We start from the raw sequence: 25994 nt of genomic DNA, 5'->3' as shown, positions 1-25994 counted from the left end.
GCCCGAGACTCCCCGCCATGCGTCAGACGCAGGAGTCCCTTTGAGATACCTACGCCCCTGTGTGCCGCCGCCGCCGCCGTACCAGCGCCAGCCCGCCCAGCCCCATCAGGAGCAGCGGGGTAGGCTCGGGCGCATCGGCGGCGGGAACCAGGAAGCCACGGATCTCGCCGCCCGGAAACGCAGAGGTGTAGATATTGACGTAGGCCCTGCCACCGTCCATGGCGAGGTCCAGCGCATTGAGCGAGTCGGAGACAATGGTGGAGGGGATGTTGCCTAGGTCATTGGCCGCAAGATAGCCCGCCGTGTACGATCCGCCATCGGTCAGGTCGAAGTTATGGGTGTAGCTGCCACTCTTCCCCCCCGTCGGAAAGCCCGTGAAGGGAATCGCCTCAATCGCAGTTCCCGCAAACGGAGCTGCTGTCGCCGCATGAATCTGCGCCGAGACGACCGTTCCCTGTAGCCCCGAGAACGTCACATCGACATCCAGTGTCACAAGGTCCAAGTCCAGGGTGACGGTCGCAATGCCCACCCCCGGCGAGGCATTGGCTGGCGATGACAGCGGCCCCGAGAGAATCGCGGTGTAGACCGTGGTGTGCGCCTGGCTGGCGACCCCCGTTCCACAAACCAGCACGAGCGCAAGAGCAAGACGAGACGAAAACGACATAGAGACCCTCCGCTAGCTTAATCGCAGATAAGGGAGGGGAAAGTTGGGCAGTGGCTTGTTTGCTTTGCGAGTGGTAGATGCGAAGACAGCTACGGATGAAACAACAATTTAAAAGGCTGTCGGCTGAGGTTATCCCGCTCCGGGTGGTAGTAGGCAAGCTTGTTGGGAATGACGATAATAATCGCCCCGTTAGTGAGGTCAAAATCCGACTCTGCTGCGCTGAGATTCATCACCTGACCATCTTTATCACCGTAAACAATTAAGTGGCACAGCTGCTTTGGATTCGTTTTTGCCCACTCTGCCAGAGCTTGCCCTGCTTGCGCTGCGATCTCAGCGGGCGGCGAGTCTTTGTCAAAAACAAACCGGGGATCGAGATCGTCCTCTAAAACATGGGCAAGGCGCCCCAGCACTTTAAGACGGTTCTTCTCCGAGGCAAGAAAGGACAGCCAGCGCTCTCGCTTGTCGCGGGCGATAAATGTCTTGACAAAAGTCTCTTCGATAGGGTTCATATCTCTCAGGAAACGATACCACAAAATATGACGCCCCTCTTGCCCCAGCCACGCTACTTTCCGCCTGAGAAGGGGCGCTATGTCACGACGCCCGATCTCAAGCCGCTTGGCACCGACTACGGCAACGGGCGACTCGACCAAGTCGCGTTTCAGTTCGATGAGCACACGCCGCAGTTCTTAGCCAATAAAGCGGGGCGAGTCGCGCTCACCGACAGCTTCGCGGAGCTGGAAGCGCCCGTGGTGGCGGCGCTGGGCGAGCGCCTAGCGACCGAGTGGCCGGAGCGCACGTTTACCTTCTCCGACTTCAACACGCTCTGCCAGCAGGTCTGTGAGGACATTGCGATTGTCAGGCGCACCCCCACGCGCGGCGACTGGAACGCGGCACTGCATATCTGTGCGCCCAGCCATTGGGCTCCCGAGGAGAAGCTGGGTCTAGGCTACGCCGCGACCCATGCGCCAGTGCCAGGGACAGAGAGAACACGGAGCGCGGCGGGGTCGCTGGTGGAGCTGATGGTGACCCGTGGGCCGTTTGTGCGCTTCACCTGGGGGCTCGCATTCGACAACCGCTTGGACTGCCACCCGCGCCACGGCAAGTCCCCCTTTGATGGCGAGCACCTCTGGCTTCGGGTAGAGCGCCAGGTGCTCCTGCCCCTCCCCGAGCTCGATGCGGTCGCGTTTCTGATCCGGCTACACCTCTACGATGCCAAGAGCGTGCCCGTCGCGCCGCTCCTTGCCGCACTGGAGAGCATGTCTCCTGAAGCGCGTGCCTACAAAGGCCTCACCGAGAGCTGGGAAAGTGTCTTGAGCTGGCTCCGAACCTCCGCGACCGAGACCGTCCCCACCCAGCGCGCCACTTCCTGACCACCCACAAAGAGCAAGAGCGCGGGGATCGCCAGCACCTCAAAGCGCACCGCCGCGGGCAGCTCCTCATCGACATTGAGGGTAAAGACCCGCACCAGTCCTTGCTGCTCCCGTGCCAGCGCTTCTAGCTCAGGCGCAAGCCGGCGACACGCGCTACAACGGGCGGCCCAGAACTCCACCAGAGCGGGCACGCCCGCTTCGAGCACGTCTTCGTCGAAGGCATCGCTATTGGTTGCCTCCGCCCCCCCGGGCCAGTGGGCAATAAATCCTGTCTCGTTTAGATCGTCCATAACAAAAGAAAGCCCCTCCGCCACACCGTGACGGAGGGGCTTGACCTCTCAGGCCTTACTTAGGAATGGGCATTCCCATGCTGGTGTAGGCATCCTCGATCGCCTTGATATCGTCGAGGGCGACCTTGTTCTTCGGATCGAGCGCCTTGGCCTTGCGCAGGGTCGCGAGGGCCTGCGGGTAGCGCTGGCGGGGCGGGACGGTCTGGTCGAGCATCTGGCCATGACCATACTCTGCCATCGCTTGGGCAGCGGCAGCCTTGAGCTTGGCGTCCTTGGGCTTCTTGGCGAGCGCGGCGGAGGCGGCATCGGACTTCTTCTTTAGGTCAGCAACGCTGGGGCCTTTGGGGGCCTCGGGTGCCTTGGAAGCGGGCTTCTCGCCCTCCGCAGCCTTGGGAGCGGTCCAGCTCTTGGGCTTGGGCTCGGGGTCGGGGCCAACCTCGACACCGGCCTTCTTCGCCTCGGCGGCATCGTCAAAGCCCTCGAAGGTCAGGTTGTGCATCTTGTAGTAGAGCGCACGGTAGCCTAGCTTGGGCGGTGCCGGTGCGTGGCAGTAGTTACACTTCTTGCCTTCTTTTTCGGCGAACGGGGGACGGGCTTGCGCACCACTGACCATGAGGGCCAGGGCGACACCGCTCAGTGCGGCGCGAGTAGTAAAACGAATCACGATGAAAAACCTCCCAAACAGTTGTGTTTGATCTTGTTCACGTAGACGATTCGGCAACGCCAGGGTTCATTCCTGCATGAATCGCTAAAATCGTCGCCCCAACCCCAGTGTCAGCCCACTAGGATGGATCCCTTGGGTTCCTGGTCGGTAGCTGTAGCCCACCTCAAGCAGACGGCCATCGGAGGAGTCTTTGCCCGCAAAGAGCCGAAACCCTATCCCTGCATTTGTCGTGTGCCTTGCTCCCACAACCCGAGTGGCATAGAGACCACCTCCCATGCCGTAGTACCAGCCCTTCTTGGCAACCACACCGTCCTGGAGGTGCGTGGATGTCAGCCGAACCGCTCCGCCCAGCCCAATACTTGCCAGAGTCGTGTCGGCGCGGCTCCCCGTCAAGATGTCCACAAACCAGCCAAAGTTTGGCAAGTGCAGGCTAGTCACGGGGAATGTCTTGTTGTCATCGTCTCTTCCAATAAAGACATCGCCTGTCTGGAACTTGCTGTAGGTAAACCCCACCAAGGGATTTCCCGCAGCCTGCACCAGCCTGTTCTCCCCATAGAGCCCCTGGAGAGTCACCTGCTGGATCTGTGGGAGAAGAATCTTGTGCCCTTCCCGCTCGGTTCCTTCTTGAGCCCATCCCGGTGTGGTCAGTGCCAGGCAGCTCAGAGCAAGAATCATTTGTTTCATCACACTCACAGACAACGCAAGAGTATCGGTGGTTGTGACATTAGTGGTAGAATGACGCAGAATTTCACCTTAAAACCTTATGCCTTTGCCTCCCATTAGCCGACGGATTGTCGGGCAGATACTGATCGACGCCGCCTTGGTGAGCGTGGCCAATCTAGTGTCTTTTCTGCTCAAGTACGGCCCTCCCGCGCTTAGTCCCAGCGATGGGCACCTGCGGATTGTTCTGGTCACGCTCCCCGTCCTGGTAATCTTGCGGGTTTTAGCCTTTGGGATGCTTCGTCTCTACCGTATCCGCTGGCGCTACATGTCGGTGCACGACCTGAAGACAGTCGCGGGGGCGACCACACTCTCCAGCGCGATCTTCGCCGTCAGCCTGAAGCTCTGGGGCTTTGGGCAGGCATCGGCGTACTCGTGGAGCATGCAGATCATCGACTGGGTACTGACAATCTGCCTGCTCTCGGGTGTCCGGATCGCCTACCGCCTCTGGTCGGATAGGAGCCTGGAGGTGACCACTCAGCCGCGCCAGCGCGCCCTGATTGTCGGAGCGGGCGATGCGGGCGAGGCGGTCGCGCGGGAGCTCTTGCGCAGCCCGGCGCAGGGGATTGTCCCGGTGGGGTTTGTCGATGACGAGCCCAAGCGGCGGGGGGGGCGCATCCATGGGCTTCCCGTGCTGGGGACCACCCACGATATCGCCGCGCTCACCCAGAAGATCGGGGTCGAGGTGATCCTGATCGCCAGCCCCCGCACCGACGGCAAGACCTTGCGTGATATTGTCTCCCGCTGCGAGTCCGTGCCGGCGCGCCTCTGCCTGGTTCCAGGCATCCCCGACCTGATCGAGAGCAGCAGCGCCGCGGGCATCTCCCGCCTGACCTCCATCCGCGCCATCAAGATCGAGGACCTCCTCCACCGTGACCCGGTCCAGACCGACATGGCCGAGCTCTCGGGCTACCTCAGCGGCCAGCGTGTCCTGGTCACCGGGGCCGGCGGCAGCATCGGCAGCGAGCTCTGCCGCCAGATCGCTGCGCTCAACCCCGCGCGCCTCTTGCTCCTGGGACGGGGAGAGAACTCCATCTTCGAGATCCAGCAAGAGCTCATCCGTGAGTTTGGGATCGCCCCCACCGCCATTATCGCCGATGTGAAGGACCGCAACCGCATGGAGGAGGTCTTCCTCACCGAGCGCCCCACAGTGGTCTTCCATGCGGCGGCCCACAAGCATGTCCCCCTGATGGAGGCCAACCCCAGCGAGGTCGTGAGCAACAACGTGCTGGGCACCCGCAATGTCGCCGAGATCGCCGCGGGGTGCGGGGTGCGCAAGCTGGTCTATGTCTCCACCGACAAAGCGGTCAACCCTGAGAGCGTCATGGGGGCCACCAAGCGAATCGGCGAGCAGATTGTCTCCAGCCTCTCACGCCAGTACCCCGGCACCGAGTTTGCGGTCGTGCGCTTTGGCAATGTCCTGGGCTCCCGCGGCTCGGTTGTCCCGACGATGCAGAAGCAGATCGCCCGTGGCGGCCCGGTGACGGTCACCGATCCGCAGATGACCCGCTACTTCATGACCATCCCCGAGGCGGTCCAGCTCATCCTCCAGGCCGGCGCGATGGGCAAGCATGGTGAGACCTTCCTGCTGGACATGGGCGAGCCCGTGCGCATCCTCGACCTCGCCCGCGACCTGATTCGCCTCTCCGGCCTGCGCCCCGACCTCGACATCAAGATCGAGTTCACCGGGATGCGCCCCGGCGAGAAACTCAACGAGGAGCTGCTCTACGCCAGCGAGGCACGCCGCCCCACGGCCCACGCCAAGATCTCGGTCAGTGAGAGCGAGCCGCCCTCGCCGCTGCTCCTTCCCGCCGTGGACCGCCTGATCCGGCTCGCTAGCGAGGGCGAGCGCGATACCCTCCGCGACGAGATCCTCAAGGTCGCACGCGGCGATGTTCCCTACGCCGAGCCGGTCTTTGCCGGAGGAACCCCGATCCGCCGATGAGTATGGAGACGCCTCCCGCGCTCACCCAGGAGCTTGTCTCCCCCCGCGATCCTATCTACGCCCGGCTCGCCGCCGCTGCACGCGCGGGCCTGCTCCCCGGCTGGCAGCCCGTGGACTTCCTGCGCGGCGACCGCCTCTTCACCCGCCGCGAGCTAGCACAAATTTCAGCCCCCCTAACCCCCGTCCAACGGGGGGACAAAGCAGAATCCAATTCCTTCTCTCCCCCCCGTCGGACGGGGGCAGGGGGGGTAGAGAGCTTTCTTGTGGTCGGCAACGCCCCACGTGCCCTGATCGCCGCGCCGGGCTGGCAGCTTCAGGCCACCCGCGCCGGGGTCACCGCGGCAGAGCTAAGCACGCAGTGGCGGGGCTGGGAGCTCTCCGCAGGGCGCATGCCGCTGCGCTGGGGGCCGGGCTGGAGCGGGGGGATGCTCTTCTCCGACAGCGCCCCGCCCCTGGACCGAGTCAGCGTGAGCAAGCAGCTGGGCAAGTTTCGCCTCGAGCAGTTCTACGGCCAGTTCTTCGAGCCCAACGACCCCACCGCGCCACAGGACACGGCCAGCGGCACGCGACGCCACCTCGCGGGGCGGCGGCTGACCCTCCAGAGCACCGGCCCCTGGGAGCTCTCTGCGGGCGAGGCGATCAAGGCCCTGCGCCTCCCCGACCCCGCACTCGCCGCCGCCCTCCCGTGGTATGTCTACGAGCACGACTGGAGCGCGATCGGAAGCGGGCGCTGGCTGGGCCTGCCCCGCTCCGCCGCCTATAAAAACTCCGCGTGGCTCAACTACATGGCCGATCTCACCGTCGGCTACCAGCGGGGCACAGGAGTGCGCTTCTACGGCGAGTACCTCCTCGATGACATCAAGGCCCCCGCGTTTCTCGGTGGTAAGGAGACCACGCCCCAGCGCTCCGGGCTGCTGCTAGGCGCAGCGGGCGGACACGGACCGCTGGCCTGGCGCGTAGAGGCAGTCGATACCAACCGACGCACCTACCGCAGCGATGTCCTGCCCAACGAGTGGAGCCGGGGAGACTCACTGCTAGGGAGCCCCATCGGGTCCAATGCCTTCCAGCTCTTTGCCCGCACGGACTACCGTGTCCAGGAGCGGCTCTCTCTGGCGCTGGAGGCGCAGCGCGTGCGCCGCCGGGACACGACCCAGCCCGGCCCCGCAGACCTCAACCGCGTGACTCTCTTTGTCGCCACGACCCTCACCCCCCAGGCCTACGCCACCGCACGGCTGGAGCGCGACGGGGCGCGCTTGACCTTGGGATGGATGCCGTAACAGTCGCGGTCCAGGACCGCCAGGGCCGCCCGCTCGCCCACCGCTCGCTCAAGGTTCGGCTCCAGCTCTCCGGCTGGCGACAGCTCCCCGATGGCTCGACGCTCCCTTGCTTCGACCGCCTGGAGCGGCGCGGGGTCACCGATACACAAGGCAGGCTACGGGTCGCGCTAGGCTTTGACTTCGAGGGAGACTGGCGTGCGAGTCTCACCCCCGCGGAGCCCGAGCTGCTCGCCGTGCGCCAGAGCGACGCTACCCTGACGGTCTTTGAGCCGGCGGACCAGCAGCTCGCGGAGGGGACACCACTCTGGGGGCCCACACGGGGGCAGACGGGCCCGGCCGCGCTGGTGCTCATGGGCTTCGATGCGTCCAATGCCTTCACCGCGACCCAGCTCCTGCAGCTCATGGCCCCCGCCACCGACTTGCTCCGGGCGCTGGGCGGGAGTGTGGCGGTCCTGCGGTTTCCTAATACCCACCTCGCCCCCGAGCAGCTCGCCCCGCGTGCCGTTGAGGCGATTCGTGCCCTGGCGACACACGCACGGCAGCCGATCTCCGTGGTGGGGGTCAGCACGGGCGGACTGATCGGGCGGGTGGCTCTGGCGGACCGCTCGCTCCCCGTTCGTTCCCTCCTGACGTTTGACACCCCGCACCGCGGCGCGAACCTAAACCCCGAGCTCCAGGCGCTGATCCGCCGCTACGGAGGCCCCGCGATGCTCCGCCCTCTCGAGAGCCCGATCGCACAGCGGATCCTGCGCGACTACGCCTCCCAGATCCGCTGGGGCAAGCGCGGACTGGCAGCCTGGCCCGAGGAGATTGTCACGCGCCCCTGGCGCCCTCTCGCCCTCCCCCCCTGGCCACGCTGGTGCCACACCGCCGCCCTGAGCAACGGTGCCCGTCAGGGAACCCACACGGCGGGAGCCCTCCTGCGGCTCTGGCAGCCCTTTCGGAGCGACTTTGTCCAGGCGCGCCCCGCCGATCTTCAGCCTGGCTCGCTCCTCTCCGGGCTCGCCGGTTTCGCCACCTCGCTTCCCCTCGGGATCGCGGGGGCGATGATCCAGAGCCTCCCCACCTTCATCCCGACCGAGTCCGCGCTCGATGCCACTCCGGGGGAGACGCCCCCTATGGACGCCTATTTCTGCCTCCCCGACCATGCCCCTCCCCTGCTCCACGACCAGCTCAGCGAGCCCGCCGCCCACTTCCTGCTCCACCAGCTCCTGGGATAAACATTCCTGTTGGAAAAACCATAATATCTCTAGAATGACTCAGGAAACGTCGGAATGGATGCTCTGGCTTGCGGCCGCTTCGCAGAAAAGCCCGGACATCTCGTGCCTCCTCGATCCGCTGGGACGCCTGGTCTACCTCAATCCCACCACGGAGCGCCTTGTTCTCACCACGGAACTGGCACAGATGCTCTGGGCCACGACACTGGAGGAGCTCGATACCCCGACGGAGACCGCTCCTCTGAGCCACCTGGATGTCCTCAAGCAGGCCCAAGAGAGCCAGCACTGGCAGGGTTTTCTCAAGCTCCAGTACCATAGCCAGCCGGCGGTTCTTCTCACAGCGACGGTTGTCCCTCTGCTCTCCGCAAGCGACGAGGTCGCGCGCTTTCACCTGAGTGCCCAGGACATCACCCCGCTGAGCGCGGAGAGAGCCTTCCTCCCCGACCCGCAGAAGTACGGCCAGATGATGGAGCTCCTGGATGATGTCGTCAGCCTCCACGATGCCCACCTCAACACGCTCTTTGCCACTCCCGCGCTCAAGCGCCTGACAGGCTTTCCGACGCGCCAGCTGATCGGGCGCTCCGCCTTTCAGAAGATGCACCCCGACGATCAGAAAAAAGCACTTCAGGCACTCAAGTCGCTCAAACGTCGCGGAGAGACCACGGTTCGCTGGCGGCACAGTACCCGGCAGGGCGAGTGGATCTGGCTGGAGACACGAGTACGTCGCCTGGAAGACAGCTGGGCTCCGGCACGCTACCTCTGCTCCAGCCGCGATGTCAGCCCCCAGATTGTCAGCGAGGAGCGTGTCCTCTGGCGCACCCGCCACGATATTCTTACCGAGCTCTCCAACCGGAGCTACTTCCAGGAGCAGGTCCGCGATGCGATCACCACTCTCCCGGATGGCCAGCTCCTCGCCACTCTCTTTCTGGACCTCGATGGCTTCAAGCGCATCAACGACTCCCTGGGCCATGAGACCGGCGACTCGCTCCTGCGGATTGTCGCCCAGCGCCTGCGGGACACGCTCCGCGGCAACGATGTGATCGGGCGCATGGGCGGCGATGAGTTCACGATCCTGCTCAATCCCATCCACTCCCGCGAGGAGATCGAGGTGCTGGTGCGACGCCTGCTCGCAGCGGTGGCACGGCCCGTGACAATTCAAGGCCAGGAGCTCTTTGTCTCGACAAGCATTGGGATCAGCACCTACCCCGACGATGGCGCAGATGCGGAGACGCTCATCCGGCACGCGGATGTCGCGATGTACCAGGCCAAGAAGGTGGGCAACACCTTCCGCTACTTCACCCACGCCATGAACAACGATGCGCAAGAGCGGCTCCGGCAAGAGCGTTGCCTGCGCCGCGCTCTGGAGCTGGGGGAGTTTGAGATGCACTACCAGCCGCAGACCAACCCAAAGACCGGGGCCGTGGACTACATGGAGGCGCTCCTGCGCTGGAACCGGCCCAAGGACGAGTCCCCGATCAGCCCGGCACGCTTTATCGCGGTCGCGGAGGAGTGTGGCCTGATCGAGCCGCTGGGCTCTTGGATCCTGCAGAATGTCTGTGAGCAAGCGGCCACCTGGCTCCGTGAGTTCGGCTTCTGCCCGATTGTGGCGGTCAATGTCTCGACTCTCCAGCTGACCCAGCCGTGGTTCCTGCGGCGTGTGGAGCAGACCCTGGAGGCGACCGGCCTGCCCGCACACCAGCTAGAGGTCGAGATCACCGAGTCTGCCCTTTTGGACCGCAAGGCCGTGGCCCTGCGCACCCTCGACGGCCTCCACCACCTGGGCACCCGCCTCGCCGTGGACGACTTCGGCACCGGGTACTCGTCGCTCTCGTACTTGCGGGACCTGCCGCTGGACTGCCTCAAGATCGATGCGACCTTCCTGGTAGATATGCTCAACGCCCCCCAGACCCAGGCGATCATCCGCGCCATTATCGAGCTCTCCCACGCCCTGAACCTTGAGGTCGTGGCCGAGGGGGTGGAGTACGAGGAGCAGCGCCGCCTCCTCGCGGAGCTGGGCTGTGATCGTATCCAGGGCTTCCTCGTCTCCCCGGCGGTTCCCGCCCACGAGGTGCCCGCCCTGCTGGCGCGGCTCAACCCGCAGGTGCAAGAGCTACCAGAAGCAAAAGAGGCCCTCGCGGCCTAGCCGCGAGAGCCTCCGTGTGATCTCTCTTCTCTACTTTAGATTCTGCTGAGGAGCTCGGCGCGCTTCTTGTCATACTCCGCCTGCGAGATCGCTCCCTGCTTGAGCAGCTCGTGCATCATCGCCAGCTTCTCGACTGTCTCCGAGACATTGTCCCGTGGCTCGTCGGCGCTGGCGCTCGCGGCCTTGGCTGCGGTCTTGCCCGCGGCAGGCTCCGCCACCTCGGCGTCTTTTCCGCCCGGCAGCTTGACGGTCTTGAGCTTGAGGTGGAGCGTGTTGGTAAACGACTCTTTCAGCGCCTCGATCCCCGGGTCGCGCCCCTGGCGGCAGGCCTTGAAATAGTTCTTGAGCGAGTCGCCGGCGGCCCAGGCCACGGCGGCGGTCAGGGGTGCCTGAATGGCGACCGAGACCAAGTACCCGGCTCCCGGAATAAACTTGGCGATCTTGCTGGCCGCGTACGCCGCGCCGTAGGTCGCCCCCAGCACCGCGCCGGTCGTGGAGGCGATCGCCCAGCCCATCTGTCGCGCCCGCTTGGCCGAGACCAGCACCTGGTAGACTCCCGCAAGCTCCGTGGCCATCTTCGAGAAGGTCGCGGTCACCACGGCAACATCGACGAGCGGCAGGACGGTCGCCGCCGCAGAGACAGTGGTGTACGTGATGACAATGGCATTGGCCTTGCGGTCTAGCTCATCCCAGTCGGGCTCCATGTAGCTCATATCTTCGTTCCTCATCGGGGGCCACGGGGTCGGGCCCCGCTTTTTGTCTTCTTCCTCGGTACCGAGGGCTTCCTTGACCTTTTTCTTGGCCTGGTTGCCCAGCATTTTAGCAAGGGAGAGAATGTTGTCGCTATCCGGCATAGTGGTTGTTATCCTACCCTCATAGACAGAGAAACGGTATGCTAAGTTGCATGTCAAGAGTCGTGATGCGCCAGGAGTGGCGCGAGCTACTGTTTCTCCACTGGGAGGTCTCCCCCGATGCGGTGCAGGCTCGCCTTCCCCCAGGCCTGACAGTCGATACCTTTGCGGGCAAGACCTATCTCGGGCTGGTGCCCTTTACCATGCGCAATGTCCGGCCCGTCTGGTCGCCCCCCGTTCCCTGGCTCTCGCACTTTCACGAGACCAATGTCCGAGTCTATGTTCGGGACAACGCGGGGCGCGCAGGAGTCTATTTTTTTAGCCTGGAGGCCGCCAACCCGATCGCGGTCGAGCTGGCGCGTGGGCTCTTCAAGCTCCCCTACCACTGGGCCAAGATGCGCCTCCAGCACGACGGTTCCCAGATTCACTACGCCACGGAGCGCCTCACTCACCCACCCCGCCCCGCCCACTGCCGCCTGCGCTACGCCCCCGAGCCCGGCACCGTGCTCGCTCCCGCCGCCCCCCAGACCCTGGAGCACTTTCTCGTGGAGCGCTACCTGCTCTTTAGTATCGCGGGCAGCACCCTCTACTCCGGCCGGGTCGCCCACCCACCCTACCAGTTCCAGCCCGCGGTCTACGCCGAGCTTAGCCAGAACCTCACCCACGCCGCAGGCTTTCCGCTAGAGACGCCGCCGCTCCTGGCGCACTACTCCCCGGGGGTAGAGGTGGAGGTCTTTGGCCTGGAGCGGGTGCCAGACTCCCCTCGCTAGAAACCAGGAGGTTATAATAGCACCATGTCAACGATTGTCGTGGTCCGTAAGGGCGAACAGGCCGCTATCGCCGCCGATACGCTTACCAAGTGGGGCAGCCAGAAAGAGACCGCCGACTACGTGGTCAACCACCAGAAAATTGTCCCCGTGGGCAAGGGCTTTGTCGCCTACTGTGGCCCCTCCAGCGCGCGCCACATGCTCAAGAACTACTTTGGCAGCCTCAAGACCGCGCCTAAGTTCACCGACCCCGACGATATCTACGCGACCTGGCTGATGCTCCACCATGCCTGCAAAGAGCGCTACTTCCTCAACCCCAACGAGGACGACTCCAACGCCGTGGAGTCGACGCGCTTTGACTCCTTGATCGCCAGTCCCCACGGCATCTTTGGGGTAGACTCCGACCGGCTGGTGCAGGCCTTCACGCGCTTCTACGCCTACGGGAGCGGCTCGCAGTACGCCATGGGCGCCCTCTGGGCGCTCTACGACGACCCGTCGCTGACGGCAGAGGACCTCGCGAACAAGGCGATTGCGGCCTCAGCGGAGTTCAATGACAGCACCGGGCTCCCGGCAGTCTGTTATAAAGTGGAGCTAGTATGAAGACAACACTAGAAAAAACAACAAGCGGCTGGCAGCTCAAGCGCGAGGGCAAGCCCTACTTTATCCGCGGGGCGGCAGGTGCTCACCTGCTGGAGGACCTGGTCGCGGCAGGCGGAAACTCGATCCGCACCTGGGGCGCCGATGAAGCGGGCGGGATGCTCGATAAGTGCCAGCGCCTCGGGCTGAGTGTCACCGTGGGGATCTGGCTGGGCCACAAAGAGCATGGCTTCCGCTACACCGATCCCAAGGCAGTCGCGGGACAGCTGGAGGCGGTCTACGGCCATGTCGCCCGCTACAAAGACCACCCCGCGCTGCTCTGCTGGGCACTGGGCAATGAGATGGAGGTCGGCCTCGACGATACCGAGAGCGAGGCGATGTGGAAGCACCTGGAGCAGGCCGCGCAGTCTGTCCATAAGGCCGACCCCGACCACCCGGTCATGACCGTAGTCGCCGAGATCAGCGATAAGAAGATCGCCCAGCTCAAGCAGCTCGCGCCCTCGATCGATATCCTGGGGATCAACTCCTACGGCGGTGCCCCCAGCCTGCCCGAGCGCCTTAGAAAAGCGGGCTGGACCAAGCCCTATGTCCTCACGGAGTTTGGGCCGCTGGGCCCCTGGGAGGTCGGCAAGACCGAGTGGGGCGCCCCCCGCGAGGAGAGCAGCACCCAGAAGGCCCGGCGCTACGCCGAGAGCTACGCCCGCGCGGTCGCGGGGCAGGCGAGCTGCCTGGGGAGCTACGTGTTCCATTGGGATGATAAAGTTGAGGGGACCGTGACCTGGTTTGGGATGTTTCTCCCGAAAACAAGTGAGAAGCTCGCCTCGGTGGATGTGCTGACTCAGGCGTGGACCGGCAAGCCCGTTGCCAAGCCCTGCCCGGAGCTGGTGAGCCTGACCAGCACCGCCGAGGGCAAGACGGTCGCGCCTGGTGCCACGGTCTCTGCGACAGTCGCCGTGCGTGCGAGCGGGCCGGTGCGGGTGCGCTGGGAGTTACGCCGCGAGAACAATGCCTGGCTCACCGAGCTTCCGGGAGAGGCCGGCAAGCCCTTCACCCTCGCTGCTCCCACCGAACCAGGAGCCTACCGCCTCTTTGTCTATGTCCGCGATAGCCACGGCGGCGCGGCGACCGCCAACGTTCCGTTTCAGGTGAAGTAGCATGCCGGTCACGATTGCCGCGGTCGGGGATATCATGCTGGGGAGCGACTGGCCGTCGCCCCGGCTCCCGCAAAAGAACATCCTCCTGCCTGCTGCCGCGCTGCTTCGGGCCGCCGATATCGCCTTTGGCAACCTGGAGGGGCCGCTCTGCGACGGTGGCACGGTCACCCCGGCAAAGGCGAACGCGGCCCATAGCTTCGCCTTTCGCACCCCGACACGCTACGGCAAGTGGCTCCAAGAGGCCGGCTTTGAGGTGCTGTCCGTCGCTAACAACCATGCAGGCGACTTCCAGGCCACGGGCCGCACCCAGACACTCCAGACCCTCAAGCGCCTCAAAATCGCAGCGGCGGGCGCGAGTGGCACGGCCGTGCTGGTCAAGGAAGTGGCCTTTCTAGGCTTTGCGACCAACCCCATCTCGCCCAACCTCAACGATATCGCGACCGCACGACGGCTCGTGGCCGCAGCACGCGCCCAGAGCTCGCGGGTCGTGGTCTCGTTTCATGGCGGCGCGGAGGGAGCGGCACACCAGCATGTCCCCCGCGGCACCGAGGGGTTCTTCGCCGAGGCCCGCGGCGACCTGCGGCGCTTTGCCCACGCCGTGATCGAGGCGGGCGCCTCGCTGGTGATCGGGCACGGGCCGCATGTCCTGCGGGGAATGGAGCTCTACAAGGGGCACCTGATCGCCTACTCGCTGGGGAACTTTGCCACCTACGGGCGGATGAACCTACGCGGTCCCTGCGGGGTCTCCGCCGTCCTTCAGGTCACCCTGGATGAGGAGGGGAGGTTTGTGCGCGGCCAGCTCCATCCCCTGCTCCAGCGCTCCCCTGGCGGCCCACTCCCCGACCCCAAGAAGCAGGCCCTCACCCTCGTAAGGGCGCTCTCCCAGGCGGATTTTGGCAAGAGCGCCCCTAAGCTTGGCCCCGACGGCCAGCTGACTACTTAAGCACGGGGGGATCCAGCTCCCCCCCACGGGGTGCCTCGGGCCTCGGCGCGCTCTTCTCGATACCGTCGCTGAAGCCCTTCACAAAGCCCCCGAGCGCCTCCCCCAGAGCGCGCCCGGTCTTCTCTGCGCCCTTGCTCAGCCCTTCCAGCCCCTTGGCCAGCTCCCCAAACGCCGCGCCGAGTGCCTCGCCCACGATGCGCTCGGGGTGCTCAAAGTCCAGGGTCAGCTCCGGGCCACCGTCGGTGTGGAGCCGTAGCGCCCAGACACGCCACTCTTTCTCTTCTCGTCGTAGCAGCAGGCTCCCCGTCGTGGGCTTGGAGTCGCGACTGGTCAGCGTGACCGGCACCTCCGCGGTATCGTCTTTTACGGTCGCCTCGCCCAGGGTGAAGCCGCCGCTCTCGGATTTCTTGTCCTTGAGCAGGGTCGCGATATTGGGGCGGGCAGCCACGGTGGCCACGGCCTGCGCCGCGCTGGCATCGCCTCGGTTCATCGCAGAGAGAAAGGTTCGTGCGGCCTCTCGGGCACGCGACGAGTCGCTGGCACAGCCACAGGTAAGCGAGCACATCAGAGCAACTGTAGGAAAAAGTAAGACACGCATTGCAGAAACCTCCGCAAGATCGGACACAAAACGGGGAAAAGGGTTGCATATGGGTATTTTTTTGGAACTTGGCCGCGCATAATTACGGTATACTTCCGAGGATATTGTTATGCGACCTGTAATTCCGATCTCTCTTGTCTTGACCGCCGCAACTGCCGGCGGCATCCTCGTGCACAAGACCCAAGCGGCCCAGCAGCAACCCCTCTTCACCGAGGCGGAGCGCAAGGCCCTGGTCTCTTTCTGGAACGCGCCAGGGCGCTATAGTGTCGAGGTAAGCTCCCCCACACCGGGCAAGCCGGGGCCGTGGGCCGTGCGCCTCACCCCCGAGGGCTCGACCTGGTTCCTGGCCTACCAGCGCGCGGTCACCGGTGGCAAGAAGATCCCCCCCAGCCAGACCGCCAAGGGCGGAGTCACCGAGTGGGAGAGCTGGATCGACTCCAAGATCGCCTGGGATAAGTTTCAGGCACAGCGCCTCGCCGATGCCGCCAATGGTGCCAACCAGACCACGGTTGCCTCCAGCGGCACCACGCCCGTCCGCCAGCAGCCCACTCCTCCACCGTATCCGGGCCTCGCGCCCGCCGGGCTGATCGCGGCTGCGGGGAACCCGCCCGCCGCGTTCCACAATGCGACTGTCCCGCTGCAGTACACGGTGCGCTTCGATGAAAACGACGAGCCCTATGTCTACCGCGACAATGTCCGCTTTGACAAAGACCGCTTCGCCTACTACCGCTTCGCCAAGGGCGTGGTCTCCTACGGCAAGCGGGTCAAGGATATCCCCGAGGCCGAGCTTTCGATTCTCTTCAAAGAGGCGGGCTTCTCCCCCAGCGAGCGCAAGTGCTTCGCGCAGGTGAGCGCTCTGGAGGGCGGCTTCGAGACCACCCAGACCTACGACACCGGCTATGTCTCGGTGGGCTTTATCCAGTTTGTGACCATGGCCGACGGAAGCGGCGAGCAGGATATCTGCAAGGCGCTGGCGCTGGAGAAGAAAGAGAACCCGGCCGCCTTCCAGCAAGACTTCCGCCAGTTTGGCCTCGATATCCAGACCGACAAGACCCTCACCGTGGTCGACCCCGTCACGGGGGTGGAGCTGCAAGGAAAAGACGCGGTCAATAAGATCATCGAGGACAAGCGCCTCACCGCGATCTGGCAGCGGGCAGGGCGCCGGAGCGCGGCCTTCCGTGTAGCACAGATCAAGCAGGCAAAGGCGTCGTACTGGCCCGAGAACGACCCGATCACGGTCACCCTCACCGACGGCACAAAGCTCACCGGGACCGTGGGCGATGTGGTGCAGAGCGAGGCGGGCCTGGCGACTCTCCTCGACCGCAAGATCAACACGGGCAATATCCGCCCCTTTGTCGATGTGGTTGCCAAGGTCATGACCGAGAACAAGCTCAAGACCCTCGCGGAGGCTGCCAAGTACGAGAAGCCCATTGTCGCGGAGCTCACCTACCGCCGCAGCTTCTTGGAGGAGCCCAGCCTGAGCCAGCCCCCCGCACCGCCCACTCCCAAGCCGATCCAGACCGCGCACGCCAGCCACTTCTCTCTCTTTGGGTGGTTCAAGGACCTCCTCCACCTCTAAGCGCGGACGAAGTCGGATAGAATGGGAACATGAAGCTCAAGCACCCGTTCTCGGCGCTCTCGCACGGCATCGGGGCCCTGCTAGGAGTGGCTGCTCTGGTGCTTCTACTGGTCTGGTCCAAGGGTGAGCCCTGGCGCGCGACCGCGTTCTCGATCTACGGCGCGACCCTCATCCTGCTCTTCACCGGCAGTGCCCTCTACCACAGCCTGCCGGTCTCGGAGAAGGCGGAAGACGTCCTCTACGGGCTCGACCGCACGGGAATCTACCTGCTGATCGCGGGGACCTACACCCCACTGTGCCTGCTCCCTCTACGGGGTGGCTGGGGCTGGACTCTCTTTGGGATTATCTGGGGCCTGGCGATCACCGGAATCATCGTGGACTGGGTCACCAAGCGCAAGGCCCCCCACTGGGTCCAGGGCATGCTCTTTCTGCTGATGGGCTGGGTCTTTCTCATCGCGATCGTCCCCATGGTCAAGCTCATGACGGTCGCGCAGCTCGGGTGGCTCCTCGCAGGGGGGCTGATCTACTCGGTCGGGGCCGCGATCTGCGTGAAGTACCCTCTCCCTAAACCAGGCCGCGTCTTCCACTACCACGACCTCTGGCATGTCCTGGTACTCGCCGCAAGCGCTTGCCACTTTGTCTTTATGAGCCTTCTCTAGCTCTGGGCCGCTTAAGCCCTGCCCTATCGGGTAAGCTAGAGGCATGACAGAGCAAGAGTTTCTCACGGCGGCGACCACAGGCGATGAGGCAGTCGCGCTGGCAGCCCTCGCGGCCAATCCCGCCCTCGCCAATACCCACGGCCCCGATGGCACGCCGGCCGCGCTGCTGGCGCTCTACCACGGGCGAAAGGCACTCGCAGAGACACTCGGGGAGCTGCGCCATGAGACCCTCTCGATCTTTGAGGCCGCAGCACTGGGGCGTATCCGCGATGTCGCCGTGCTCCTCCAGCTCCACCGGGACCGCGCCCTGGAGGTATCATCGGATGGCTACACCGCCCTGCACCTGGCGGCCTTCTTTGGGCACCACTACTGTGTCCGCCTCTTACTCGACGAGCACGCCAATCCCAATGCTGTCAGCCAGAACGCGATGCAGGTCACCCCGCTCCACTCCGCTGTGGCCGGTAAAGACGAAGCCGCGGTCGAGGCGGTGGTGGCGGCGCTCCTCAATGCCAAGGCTGATCCCAATGCGATCCAAGCAGGGGGCTTCACGCCGCTCCAAGCCGCCCAGCAAAACGGCTACGCGCGGGTGGAGAGACTGCTCCGTGCCAAGGGTGCCCTGTGAGATGCAAAAGGGAATGAGCATTATCGAGGTAACCAGCCCGGACCTGGAGCTTGCGCTGACACTCCCCGAGAAATACGACCCTGCCCGCGCCTGGCCCCTCCAGACCGAGGGCCGGAGCACACAGGCGCTCGTGCTGAGCGCCGCACCCAAGTTTCTGGAGAAGGCCCTCGCTTGGACCAAGGCACGCTACCCGGTCGCGCTGGCCGACGGTGAGAAGCCGCAAGAGACAGCACTCACGGTGGAGGTCGAGGGGCTGCGCAGTGCCAAGGGCCAGCTGATCTACTCGGTCTTCGCCGGCCCCGACGGCTTCCCCGACAAGGGGGAGAAAGCGCTCACCAGCGGTACGTGCGCCCTAACCGACGATAAATCGGCGCGGTTTGTGGTGCCCAAGCTGGCTCCAGGAGTCTATGCCGTGACACTCTTCCACGATGAGAACAGCAACGGTAAGCTCGATACCAAGACCTTTGGGATTCCCAAGGAGGGCTTTGGCTTCTCCAACGATCCCAAGATCCGCATGGGGCCGCCGCGGTTTAAAGACACTGCGTTCGCGATCACCGGTGCCGGCCCCGAGCGGCTACTTTTTATCAAGGTGGTACACCTATGAGCCCCCTCTCCCTGGGTCGTCTCTCGGTTGCCTGGACACCGGCAAATGGCCTCCGTGTCACCCTAGACGGTGTCCCCGTGATCCGGCGCTCCACGCTCTACCTGGTCAAGGCCGGCTGGAGCGGGGTGCTCTTCAACCCCACCACGGTCCGCTGGAGCGAGACGGGCTGGCACAAGACCGGTGAGAGCTGGCAGGCCGAGGTGAGTGCCGAGAACGAGAGCGCTGCGGTCGCCCTAGAGTGGCTAGTCACGGAAAACGCTGTTACGACCACTCTGCGCTACCGCCTGAAGTCCGATATCCCCGCGGAGCTAGAATGGGCGGCGGGCTATGTCAATGCGAACCTGCTGGAGGGCGCTCCCCTCAGCGGCGACACCCGCCTGGCAACCGTCCCCCTCACGCCGCTCACCGGCTCCCAGGACGAGCGCCGCCTCGGGCCGCCGTTTCGCAAGCTCGCCTTCGAGACCAAGCTCGGACAGGTGGCCTTTGGCTGGCACAGCACCCAAAAATCCGAGCTACCGGTCTGCTTCGATGCACGCAAGGAGCCCTTCGAGTGGGCCCAAGCCGCCCCGATCTTCTGGCTCGGCCTGGGCTCCCCTCCCCGCCCGGTGCGTTTCGCCGACGGCGAACAGGCCGCGACCTTCACCATCACATTTGCCCCTCTTCCCAGCGACGAAGGAGCTATTAGGGGAAGAGGGGAGGCGAGGAACGAGCCGGGGAGATGGCCGCGAAGCGGGGCTAGGGGCCAAAAAGATGCCTTCGTCCCGCAAGCCGCCAAGACCCCGCTGGTGATCCCCACCCCCAAGAAGCTCACGGTCACCGGCCCGCCCGTGCGCCTGACAGACAAGACCAAGATCGAAGTCCTCGGCCCCGGTGCGGAGCGCGCGATTGCATTGTTATCTTCCTCCCCCGGCTCGCTGGGGCTCGCCACCCCCTCCAGCTCCGCGAAGGGGGGCGCTGCGAAGGGGGGGAGTAGGCCGGAGTCGTACACGGTCTCGGTGCGCAAAGATCGCATCCAGCTCGTAGGCAGCGATACGGCCGGGACACTCTGGGCGGCGCAGACCTTGCTCCAGCTCCTCGATAGCGATGAGCGCGGGCAAGTCATTCACTCGGTCGAGATCGAGGACTGGCCGACCCTGGGCTTTCGCGGCGTGCACTTGTTCCACGGGCAGAACGCGCTCCCGTTTCAGAAAAAGCTCATTGAGCGTCTCTACTCGCCCTTTAAGCTCAACCACCTGGTGATCCAGTGCGAGCAGCTCAAGTGGGAGAGCGACCCGTCGGTGGCCCCGAGCTGGGGCGGCACGAAGGCGGCGGTCAAGGAGGAGATTGCCTTTGCCAAGGCGCACGGGATCACGCTGACCCCGCTGGTGCAGAGCTACGGCCACATGGAGTGGCTCTTCAACAAGCCGCAGAACCGGGCCTTCGCCGAGGACCCGGAGCTGCCCTACGCGGTCAATATCTCCAACCCCGCCGCGGTAGGCTACCTGGAGCGGCTGGTCGCGGAGGCAGATGATTTGTTCGGGGCCCCGGCGTTTCATGCGGGCCTCGATGAAGTGACCATGCGCGGGCGCTTTCCGTACCGCTCCGCCCCCCGCACCTTCTCCGAGCTCTTTGTGAGCAATGCCAAGCACTGGCAGGCCTTCCATAAAAAACGCGGCAAGGAAATGTGGATGTGGGCCGACATGGCGCTGCACCCGTCGGAGGTGGCCCCGTGCTTTGGCACCGCTCCCAGTGCCGCCGATGCCAAGGCGGTTCGCGACGGCCTCCCCAAAGACATTGTCTTGTTTGACTGGCAGTACGGAGCGCATCAGACGTTTCCGTCGCTGAAGAAGCTCCGCGACGCCGGGTTCTCGCGGCTCGTGGCCTGCACCTGGTTCAATCCGGGCAATGTCTCGGGGTTCGCCAAGGCGGCCGCAGAGGTCGGCGCGTGGGGCGGCCTGCAGACCACCTGGTGCGGCTACGAGTCCAAGGCCGAGGTACTCGATGGCCCGGAGCGGCGGCAGTTTGTGGCGATGGTACTGGCCGCAGAGCACTTCTGGAACGGCGGCGCAACCAAGCCCCGTTGGGATGCCGGCGAGGTCTTCACGCGCCTCTGGGGCGAGAAGCAAACCCAGCCCACCAAGCCACGCCCCGGCGCGGTGGCGCAGCTCCCCGGCAAGGCACGCGAGGCGCGCCTGAGCGATGGGGTCCTCTACCGTCTCGCCCCCACCCTGCTCGCCGGAAAGCTCACCGAGCCCGCACCGCTCTCCCTCACACTGGAGCTTCACGGCACGACCGAGCTGCGGCTGATTATCGCAGCGACCCATAAAACCGAGCGGGGGACAGTCGTCGGAACCGTGACCGTCAAGGGAAAAGAGACGGCGCTGGTCTACGGGGTGAATCTCTCCACCAGCGACGATCCCAGTGCGCTCTCGGACCCGAGCGCACGCACGGTCGCGCCGGGGCTGCGGAGCCTGACGATCCCCAGCGGCGGCACGATAACGATCACTAGCGCCAACGGAGAGTCTGGGCTGCTCGTCCACGCCGCGACAGGGTTGGTATAATCGCCCCATGCTTTGCGAGAAATTCGATAACCCCGGTAAGGTGAGCTTTACCACGATCCCCACCAAGAGCGACGGTGGCATGACCGAGGCGCAGGCCCTGGAGCGCTTTGCCAAGCAGGCGGTTGAGCTAGGAAAGCTCCAGGAGCTGCTCTCAGCGGCGGGGACACATGCGCTCCTGGTCGTGCTCCAGGGCCGGGACGCGTCGGGGAAAGACGGTGCGATCAAGAGCGTGGCCGGCGCGATGAACCCCGGCGGGACTCGGGTTGCGTCGTTTAAAGTCCCCACCCCCGAGGAGCGCGCCCACGACTTCCTCTGGCGCATCCACAAGCAGACCCCCGGAAAGGGCGAGGTGGTCTTCTTCAACCGCAGCCACTACGAGGACATCCTGGTCGTCCGGGTGCACGAGCTGGCCCCCAAAGCGGTCTGGGAGAAGCGCTACGACGATATCAATAGCTTTGAAAATCTACTCGTAGATAACAATGTGATTGTGGTGAAGTTCTTCCTCCACGTGAGCAAAGACGAGCAAGAGCGGCGGCTTTTGGAGCGCGAGGCCAACCCGGACAAGGCCTGGAAGCTCAATCCCAGTGACTGGACCGAGCGCAACTTCTGGGACAACTACAGCGCGGCCTACGACGATGTCCTAGAGCGCTGCTCGACCAAAGACGCCCCTTGGTACGTCATCCCCGCCGACAACAAGTGGTTCCGCAATGTCGCCATGGCCGAGGTGCTGATCGAGACCCTCAAGCCCTACAAAGCCGAGTGGAAGGCCGCGCTGGCAAAGCTCGGGGCGGAGCAAAAAGTGGCGCTCGACAAGGCCCGCGCTACGGCAGGGTGAGCTACGGCGACAAGTGAGGCCCATGCCAGCCACCGATCACCGCCCCCGTCTCAATATCCACGTAGACAGAATAGATGGAATGTTTTGCTCCGTAGAACAACCGGCTCTCGTCGTACGGGACAGGATACACCACAATCCAGGCAACACGGGAAAACTCCTCACTGGGATCGGTACTGATGTGTCTGGTCTTGTCTCCCTTCCAGTTCGCTTCGTCCCAGAAAGCGCTCGGCTGCACCACACGCTTATTTTTGGTCACCTCCTGCAGTGACGTCGGGGAAAGCTGGAGGGAGCACCTGCGAATGCACGCATCGGCGATGGCAACTGCCTGCGCGGCAGAGATACGCTCCACGAAACTTTTTGGGGCGGGAGTATAATTCGGACGCTCAATGCGTAGCACCTGCCCCTGCCCACTGATCCGAAGCCATGCCCCTTGGGAAGAAAAACGCACTCCCTGTGCCACACGAGGCAAGTCAGCGCCCCATCCAGGCCGCTCCTCATCGTGTCTGGCACTCAAGTCAGAGATGTCGGGATACTCCGCTGACCAGCCCAGTTTTTGGACAAGCTCCCCGATGCGCTTGCGAGCCATCGCTTCTGGCAGAAAAGGCTCATGCTTGACAAGCTCTCTGTCATTTGGCCCGATTCGAATGAGGCTCAGAAGCAGGTCTTCCCGAAGCTCCATCCGGAGACTACCCTCAGGATCGCTGAAACGCAGATGCCAGAACTCCTCGTATTTTTTATTGCAGAGTCTACTCCCCACGTTTTTTGCGGAAAGAAGACTTCTTCTGTCCAGCTCAAGTTTCTGAAGATAGCTCTCCGCTATTTTTTGCGCCTGTCGTGTATCCATATCCAAGAAGACCCCTCAATCTGCACCATGCTTCACTCAGTTACTCTTACGGCGGCTCTGATCGAAGGCGACTGCGCCGATAATCAGCAGGCCGATGTAGATCTTCTGGTCGAAGGCGGGGACCCCGAGCAGGTTGAAGCCATTGCGTAGGACCGCGATCAGGAGCGCTCCGAGCAGGGTTCCTGAGACCCGGCCCTCGCCGCCCGCCAGGCTCGCGCCCCCGACCACGACCGCGGTGACCACATCGAGCTCGTAGCCATCGCCGCCAGTGGGGTTGCCCGAGCTCAGGCGCGCAGACTCGACCAGACCAGCAAGTCCGGCAAGGGCACCGCCGATCGCATAGACTGCGAGCTGGACTTTCTCGACGGGGACCCCCGAGACACGCGCGGCCTCCGGGTTGGAGCCGATAGCGTAGACATAGCGTCCCAGCTTGGTGTAGTGCAGGATAAAGGCCACCAGCCCCGCCACGAGAAGCACCAGGATCAGCGGCATGGGAATGTGCTGCACGGTCCCCGAGGCCAACTGGTTGAACTGCTCCGGGGTGCCGTCGACAGTCACGCCATTGGCCGCACGGAGCGCCACGCCGCGCACGACGAGCAGCATCCCGAGGCTCGCAATAAAGGCGGGGACCTTGAGCTTGGTGACGATCAGCCCGACCAGGCCCCCCGAGAGTGCCCCGGTCGCGATCCCCGAGAGAACCCCGACAGCCACCGACTGGCCGGACTTCACCATCAAGTACGATGCGATCACGCCCGAGAGCGCGACCACGCTTCCCACAGAGAGATCGATCCCCCCGATAATGATCACCAGGGTCGCCCCCATGCCAATCAGGAGCAAGTAGGCGTACTGCCCCGTGATCCCGTAGAGGTTATCGACCGTCAAGAACGACTGGTGGCCAGTCACGGCGGGGACACGAAAGGTGAAGAAGATACAGAGCAAGAGTAGGGAAACGGCGGGCAGGAGGCGCTTGGCAAGTGTCATAGGGCGATATCTTTTCCGGTCATCATGTAGTGCAGAACGCGGTCAGGGGTGGCATCGGGGCGGGCGAGATTGGCGACAAGGCGGCCTTGGAAGAGCACCAGGACGCGGTCGCTCATCCCCAGAAGCTCGGGGAGCTCGGAGGAGACTAGCACAATGGTCGCACCACCCTGGGTGAGGAGGTTCATCTGCTCGTAGATCTCGACCTTGCTGCCCACATCGACCCCGCGCGTCGGCTCGTCAAAGAGCAAGACCGACGACCCCGCGTGGAGCCAGCGCCCGAGGACACCTTTTTGCTGATTGCCCCCGGAGAGGGTCCCAATCAGGGTCTCGGTGCTGGAGGTCTTGATCCGCAGGCGCTCGATCTCGGTCTTGGTGGCGGCCTTGTCCGGCCCGTGCGAGAGCCACGGCCCCGGCGCGATCTTCTCTAGCCCCGCCAGGGTGACGTTGTGGCGCACGGGCAGCCCCAGCGCCAGCCCCGTGCGCTTGCGGTCCTCGGTGAGCATCCCGACTCCGGCTTTGATCGCGGCACGTGGGCCTTTGTTGAGGGGAAGTGGCTTGCCATCGACCAAGACACTCCCGCTCATGTGGCGCAGGCCAAAGATCGCCTCGAGGAGCTCCGTGCGGCCCGCGCCCATCAGCCCCGCGATCCCGACCACCTCACCGGCACGTGTCGCGAACTCCACACCATCTAAGTTGACCTTCAGCCGCTCCGCGCCGGGCTCGCCGGCCACGCGCGGGTAGAAGTCCGAGAGCTCCCGCCCGACCATCGCGCGCACCACCGTGGACGTGTCCGTCTCCGAGATCGCGGCCTCGTAGACCTTCAGGCCATCGCGCAAGACCACCACCCGGTCACAGAGCTCAAAGCACTCGGGCAGGCGGTGGCTGACAAAGACCATCCCGATCCCGCGCTCTCGTAGTGCCTTCAGGGTGGTGAAGAGCTCCTCGATCTCTTTCTCGCCCAGCGACGAGGTCGGCTCATCGAGAAGAAGCAGCTTTGCTTCCTCGGAGAGCGCCTTGCAGATCTCGACTGCCTGCCGCTGCGCCGGACCGAGTGTCCCGACCAGCGCATCCGGGTTGAGGTCAAAGCCATGGTGGGTAAGGAGTGCCTGCGCCTTCTCGCGCATCGCCTTGTGGTCCAGCAGGCCACTCTTCATCGGCTCCGCGCCCAGATAGATATTCGCCGCCACACTCAGGTGCGGTGCCAGGTTGAGCTCCTGGTAGACCGTCCGGATTCCCAGGGCACGCGCCTTCGCCGGAGAGTCCAGCACCACCGGCTCGCCAAACCAGCGCACCTCGCCCGCCGTGGGGGTGTGCACCCCCGTGATGGCCTTGAGCAGGGTGGACTTGCCCGCCCCATTCTCCCCGAGCAGCGCGACAATCTCGCCGGGGCGGACCTCAAAGTCCACTCCCTTGAGCGCTTTGACCTCCGTCCCAAAGGACTTCTCGATCCCACGCATCGTCAAGATCGGCTCACCCGCTGACATTGCCTTGTTAGATGACATCAAGCCTGAGATTCGGCAGAAGAACGGGGAAAACCTCTTTCGCCACCACTCCCGTGGCGTAGTTTGTCAATCTCTAGGGTTCCCTGACAGAGAGTGATAAACGAGCCTGCAAGCGCAAAGCAAGCCTCAGGCTCCCAGCCAAGGTTGCCGGCATGCGCACAGACAATCGGATACTCACCGTCTACCGCAGGGCTTCGCAGGTCAAAGAGATAGAACGTCCCGCTGCCATTGAAGGCAAAAGGTAAGGCATAGGGCATGTACTCCGGCAAACAGTAGGAGAGCAAGATAGGCCGCAGGTCATGGGTGGGGAAGAACTGGAACCAGCGCTCCCCCGTGCGGAACTCGCCGCCATTAGACCACTGAAGCAAGGAGAGATAGGCAGGCGGCAGAGGTCGCTGAGGAAGAGGCCAAAGCACGGGATCAAGAGGCTCCCACGAGGCATAGAGCGGATCTGTTTCAAAAAATGGATTGCTCTGGCTCGCACGTATCTCCGCGAGCTCTTGAGCGGTAAGGGGCTGCCCGATCTCTTCGAGAAATGCCTCACACACGTCGTCGGTCGCGCCCGGCATAGGGTACGCCTCATCAAAAACCTCAGGCCAGCGTATCATTATGCTCAAGTTTAGCACAG

The 25994-nt window shown here is 64.2% G+C and carries 26 protein-coding genes; 15 read left to right on the top strand and 11 right to left on the bottom strand.

Annotated features, from left to right (window positions below; genetic code table 11):
• Positions 1-49: 49 nt before the first annotated feature.
• A complete protein-coding gene (locus HNQ39_RS04605) occupies positions 50-664 on the bottom strand; it encodes a CHRD domain-containing protein (protein ID WP_184192772.1) in 615 nt (204 codons plus the stop codon).
• A gap of 89 nt (positions 665-753) precedes the next feature.
• Positions 754-1173: a hypothetical protein gene (locus HNQ39_RS04600; RefSeq protein WP_184192771.1), complete on the bottom strand. Its 420-nt coding sequence runs from the start codon at positions 1171-1173 to the stop codon at positions 754-756.
• 27 nt (positions 1174-1200) lie between these two features.
• Between HNQ39_RS04600 and HNQ39_RS04595 the strand changes: the two genes are divergently transcribed.
• Entirely contained in the window at positions 1201-2034 is an 834-nt protein-coding gene (locus tag HNQ39_RS04595) for a heme-dependent oxidative N-demethylase subunit alpha family protein (RefSeq protein ID WP_184192770.1), read from the top strand.
• On the opposite strand, the gene HNQ39_RS04590 is transcribed toward HNQ39_RS04595, so the two are convergent.
• The 3 genes from HNQ39_RS04590 to HNQ39_RS04580 form a co-directional block, all read right to left on the bottom strand.
• On the bottom strand, positions 1941-2324 hold the full coding sequence (locus tag HNQ39_RS04590; protein ID WP_184192769.1) for a thioredoxin family protein: 384 nt from the start codon (positions 2322-2324) through the stop codon (positions 1941-1943). The two genes, HNQ39_RS04595 and HNQ39_RS04590, sit on opposite strands and share 94 nt — an antisense overlap.
• Before the next feature lie 55 nt (positions 2325-2379).
• Positions 2380-2988, bottom strand: a complete 609-nt coding sequence (locus tag HNQ39_RS04585; RefSeq protein ID WP_184192768.1) for a hypothetical protein — start codon at positions 2986-2988, stop codon at positions 2380-2382.
• 84 nt (positions 2989-3072) lie between these two features.
• Entirely contained in the window at positions 3073-3672 is a 600-nt protein-coding gene (locus HNQ39_RS04580; RefSeq protein ID WP_184192767.1) for a hypothetical protein, read from the bottom strand.
• A gap of 85 nt (positions 3673-3757) precedes the next feature.
• Between HNQ39_RS04580 and HNQ39_RS04575 the strand changes: the two genes are divergently transcribed.
• From HNQ39_RS04575 to HNQ39_RS04560, 4 genes are read left to right on the top strand one after another with little or no spacing between them, the layout of a single operon-like run.
• Positions 3758-5653 (top strand): polysaccharide biosynthesis protein, encoded by a 1896-nt coding sequence (locus HNQ39_RS04575; RefSeq protein ID WP_184192766.1) that lies wholly within the window; start codon positions 3758-3760, stop codon positions 5651-5653.
• Positions 5650-6930 carry a capsule assembly Wzi family protein gene (locus tag HNQ39_RS04570; RefSeq protein ID WP_184192765.1) on the top strand — a complete coding sequence of 427 codons (1281 nt, stop codon included), beginning with the start codon at positions 5650-5652 and terminating at the stop codon, positions 6928-6930. Before HNQ39_RS04575 ends, HNQ39_RS04570 begins: the two co-directional genes overlap by 4 nt.
• A complete protein-coding gene (locus HNQ39_RS04565; RefSeq protein ID WP_184192764.1) occupies positions 6918-8150 on the top strand; it encodes an esterase/lipase family protein in 1233 nt (410 codons plus the stop codon). Before HNQ39_RS04570 ends, HNQ39_RS04565 begins: the two co-directional genes overlap by 13 nt.
• A gap of 34 nt (positions 8151-8184) precedes the next feature.
• Positions 8185-10290, top strand: a complete 2106-nt coding sequence (locus HNQ39_RS04560) for a putative bifunctional diguanylate cyclase/phosphodiesterase (protein ID WP_184192763.1) — start codon at positions 8185-8187, stop codon at positions 10288-10290.
• A 35-nt stretch (positions 10291-10325) separates the two neighbouring features.
• Here HNQ39_RS04560 and HNQ39_RS04555 read toward each other — a convergent pair whose 3' ends face one another.
• A complete protein-coding gene (locus HNQ39_RS04555; protein ID WP_184192762.1) occupies positions 10326-11144 on the bottom strand; it encodes a DUF697 domain-containing protein in 819 nt (272 codons plus the stop codon).
• Positions 11145-11194: 50 nt separating this feature from the next.
• On the opposite strand from HNQ39_RS04555, the gene HNQ39_RS04550 reads away from it, so the two are divergent.
• Genes HNQ39_RS04550 through HNQ39_RS04535 form a run of 4 tightly spaced genes read left to right on the top strand, consistent with a single transcriptional unit; the run spans position 11195 to position 14602 of the window.
• Positions 11195-11911 carry a YqjF family protein gene (locus HNQ39_RS04550; RefSeq protein WP_221289804.1) on the top strand — a complete coding sequence of 239 codons (717 nt, stop codon included), beginning with the start codon at positions 11195-11197 and terminating at the stop codon, positions 11909-11911.
• 24 nt (positions 11912-11935) lie between these two features.
• The gene (locus HNQ39_RS04545; RefSeq protein WP_184192761.1) at positions 11936-12508 is read left to right on the top strand and encodes an Ntn hydrolase family protein; all 573 of its coding nucleotides are present in this window, start codon (positions 11936-11938) and stop codon (positions 12506-12508) included.
• Entirely contained in the window at positions 12505-13659 is a 1155-nt protein-coding gene (locus HNQ39_RS04540; RefSeq protein ID WP_184192760.1) for a glycoside hydrolase family 2 TIM barrel-domain containing protein, read from the top strand. The genes HNQ39_RS04545 and HNQ39_RS04540 overlap by 4 nt, the downstream gene beginning before the upstream one ends.
• Before the next feature lies 1 nt (position 13660).
• Entirely contained in the window at positions 13661-14602 is a 942-nt protein-coding gene (locus tag HNQ39_RS04535) for a CapA family protein (RefSeq protein WP_184192759.1), read from the top strand.
• Here the strand turns inward: HNQ39_RS04535 and HNQ39_RS04530 are convergent.
• Positions 14595-15200, bottom strand: a complete 606-nt coding sequence (locus tag HNQ39_RS04530) for a hypothetical protein (RefSeq protein ID WP_184192758.1) — start codon at positions 15198-15200, stop codon at positions 14595-14597. The genes HNQ39_RS04535 and HNQ39_RS04530 overlap by 8 nt on opposite strands.
• 109 nt (positions 15201-15309) lie before the next feature.
• Between HNQ39_RS04530 and HNQ39_RS04525 the strand changes: the two genes are divergently transcribed.
• From HNQ39_RS04525 to HNQ39_RS04500, 6 genes are read left to right on the top strand one after another with little or no spacing between them, the layout of a single operon-like run.
• Positions 15310-16779, top strand: a complete 1470-nt coding sequence (locus HNQ39_RS04525) for a hypothetical protein (protein WP_184192757.1) — start codon at positions 15310-15312, stop codon at positions 16777-16779.
• Positions 16780-16808: 29 nt separating this feature from the next.
• Positions 16809-17438, top strand: coding sequence for a PAQR family membrane homeostasis protein TrhA (gene trhA / locus HNQ39_RS04520; RefSeq protein WP_184192756.1), 630 nt, complete (start codon positions 16809-16811; stop codon positions 17436-17438).
• A 43-nt stretch (positions 17439-17481) separates the two neighbouring features.
• Positions 17482-18060 carry an ankyrin repeat domain-containing protein gene (locus HNQ39_RS04515; protein WP_184192755.1) on the top strand — a complete coding sequence of 193 codons (579 nt, stop codon included), beginning with the start codon at positions 17482-17484 and terminating at the stop codon, positions 18058-18060.
• A 1-nt stretch (position 18061) separates the two neighbouring features.
• Complete coding sequence (locus HNQ39_RS04510) at positions 18062-18664, top strand: DUF2141 domain-containing protein (RefSeq protein ID WP_184192754.1); 603 nt, start codon at positions 18062-18064, stop codon at positions 18662-18664.
• Complete coding sequence (locus HNQ39_RS04505; RefSeq protein WP_184192753.1) at positions 18661-21204, top strand: beta-N-acetylhexosaminidase; 2544 nt, start codon at positions 18661-18663, stop codon at positions 21202-21204. The genes HNQ39_RS04510 and HNQ39_RS04505 overlap by 4 nt, the downstream gene beginning before the upstream one ends.
• 7 nt (positions 21205-21211) lie before the next feature.
• Positions 21212-22039, top strand: coding sequence for a PPK2 family polyphosphate kinase (locus HNQ39_RS04500; protein ID WP_184192752.1), 828 nt, complete (start codon positions 21212-21214; stop codon positions 22037-22039).
• Between the two features lies 1 nt (position 22040).
• Here the strand turns inward: HNQ39_RS04500 and HNQ39_RS04495 are convergent, their stop codons facing one another.
• From HNQ39_RS04495 to HNQ39_RS04480, 4 genes are read right to left on the bottom strand one after another with little or no spacing between them, the layout of a single operon-like run.
• Positions 22041-22883 (bottom strand): hypothetical protein, encoded by an 843-nt coding sequence (locus HNQ39_RS04495; protein ID WP_184192751.1) that lies wholly within the window; start codon positions 22881-22883, stop codon positions 22041-22043.
• 36 nt (positions 22884-22919) lie between these two features.
• Positions 22920-23864, bottom strand: a complete 945-nt coding sequence (locus HNQ39_RS04490; protein WP_184192750.1) for an ABC transporter permease — start codon at positions 23862-23864, stop codon at positions 22920-22922.
• Entirely contained in the window at positions 23861-25348 is a 1488-nt protein-coding gene (locus HNQ39_RS04485; RefSeq protein ID WP_184192749.1) for a sugar ABC transporter ATP-binding protein, read from the bottom strand. Before HNQ39_RS04485 ends, HNQ39_RS04490 begins: the two co-directional genes overlap by 4 nt.
• Before the next feature lie 17 nt (positions 25349-25365).
• A complete protein-coding gene (locus HNQ39_RS04480) occupies positions 25366-25974 on the bottom strand; it encodes an SMI1/KNR4 family protein (protein WP_184192748.1) in 609 nt (202 codons plus the stop codon).
• Positions 25975-25994 lie beyond the last annotated feature (20 nt).

Origin of the sequence: Armatimonas rosea, assembly GCF_014202505.1 — a bacterium.
In the GTDB taxonomy this organism is placed as follows: Bacteria; Armatimonadota; Armatimonadia; order Armatimonadales; family Armatimonadaceae; genus Armatimonas; species Armatimonas rosea.
Note: the sequence above shows the minus strand (reverse complement) of the source record. Positions and strands in the feature narration are given on the sequence as shown.

Bases quoted from the DNA above. Each gene is read 5' to 3' on its own strand.
- HNQ39_RS04605 (WP_184192772.1), bottom strand. From the start codon at position 664: ATGTCGTTTTCGTCTCGTCTTGCTCTTGCGCTCGTGCTGGTTTGTGGA.
- HNQ39_RS04600 (WP_184192771.1), bottom strand. From the start codon at position 1,173: ATGAACCCTATCGAAGAGACTTTTGTCAAGACATTTATCGCCCGCGAC.
- HNQ39_RS04595 (WP_184192770.1), top strand. From the start codon at position 1,201: ATGACGCCCCTCTTGCCCCAGCCACGCTACTTTCCGCCTGAGAAGGGG.
- HNQ39_RS04590 (WP_184192769.1), bottom strand. From the start codon at position 2,324: ATGGACGATCTAAACGAGACAGGATTTATTGCCCACTGGCCCGGGGGG.
- HNQ39_RS04580 (WP_184192767.1), bottom strand. From the start codon at position 3,672: ATGAAACAAATGATTCTTGCTCTGAGCTGCCTGGCACTGACCACACCG.
- HNQ39_RS04570 (WP_184192765.1), top strand. From the start codon at position 5,650: ATGAGTATGGAGACGCCTCCCGCGCTCACCCAGGAGCTTGTCTCCCCC.
- HNQ39_RS04565 (WP_184192764.1), top strand. From the start codon at position 6,918: ATGGATGCCGTAACAGTCGCGGTCCAGGACCGCCAGGGCCGCCCGCTC.
- HNQ39_RS04560 (WP_184192763.1), top strand. From the start codon at position 8,185: ATGACTCAGGAAACGTCGGAATGGATGCTCTGGCTTGCGGCCGCTTCG.
- HNQ39_RS04555 (WP_184192762.1), bottom strand. From the start codon at position 11,144: ATGCCGGATAGCGACAACATTCTCTCCCTTGCTAAAATGCTGGGCAAC.
- HNQ39_RS04550 (WP_221289804.1), top strand. From the start codon at position 11,195: ATGTCAAGAGTCGTGATGCGCCAGGAGTGGCGCGAGCTACTGTTTCTC.
- HNQ39_RS04545 (WP_184192761.1), top strand. From the start codon at position 11,936: ATGTCAACGATTGTCGTGGTCCGTAAGGGCGAACAGGCCGCTATCGCC.
- HNQ39_RS04540 (WP_184192760.1), top strand. From the start codon at position 12,505: ATGAAGACAACACTAGAAAAAACAACAAGCGGCTGGCAGCTCAAGCGC.
- HNQ39_RS04535 (WP_184192759.1), top strand. From the start codon at position 13,661: ATGCCGGTCACGATTGCCGCGGTCGGGGATATCATGCTGGGGAGCGAC.
- HNQ39_RS04530 (WP_184192758.1), bottom strand. From the start codon at position 15,200: ATGCGTGTCTTACTTTTTCCTACAGTTGCTCTGATGTGCTCGCTTACC.
- HNQ39_RS04525 (WP_184192757.1), top strand. From the start codon at position 15,310: ATGCGACCTGTAATTCCGATCTCTCTTGTCTTGACCGCCGCAACTGCC.
- trhA (WP_184192756.1), top strand. From the start codon at position 16,809: ATGAAGCTCAAGCACCCGTTCTCGGCGCTCTCGCACGGCATCGGGGCC.
- HNQ39_RS04515 (WP_184192755.1), top strand. From the start codon at position 17,482: ATGACAGAGCAAGAGTTTCTCACGGCGGCGACCACAGGCGATGAGGCA.
- HNQ39_RS04510 (WP_184192754.1), top strand. From the start codon at position 18,062: ATGCAAAAGGGAATGAGCATTATCGAGGTAACCAGCCCGGACCTGGAG.
- HNQ39_RS04505 (WP_184192753.1), top strand. From the start codon at position 18,661: ATGAGCCCCCTCTCCCTGGGTCGTCTCTCGGTTGCCTGGACACCGGCA.
- HNQ39_RS04500 (WP_184192752.1), top strand. From the start codon at position 21,212: ATGCTTTGCGAGAAATTCGATAACCCCGGTAAGGTGAGCTTTACCACG.
- HNQ39_RS04495 (WP_184192751.1), bottom strand. From the start codon at position 22,883: ATGGATACACGACAGGCGCAAAAAATAGCGGAGAGCTATCTTCAGAAA.
- HNQ39_RS04490 (WP_184192750.1), bottom strand. From the start codon at position 23,864: ATGACACTTGCCAAGCGCCTCCTGCCCGCCGTTTCCCTACTCTTGCTC.
- HNQ39_RS04485 (WP_184192749.1), bottom strand. From the start codon at position 25,348: ATGTCAGCGGGTGAGCCGATCTTGACGATGCGTGGGATCGAGAAGTCC.
- HNQ39_RS04480 (WP_184192748.1), bottom strand. From the start codon at position 25,974: ATGATACGCTGGCCTGAGGTTTTTGATGAGGCGTACCCTATGCCGGGC.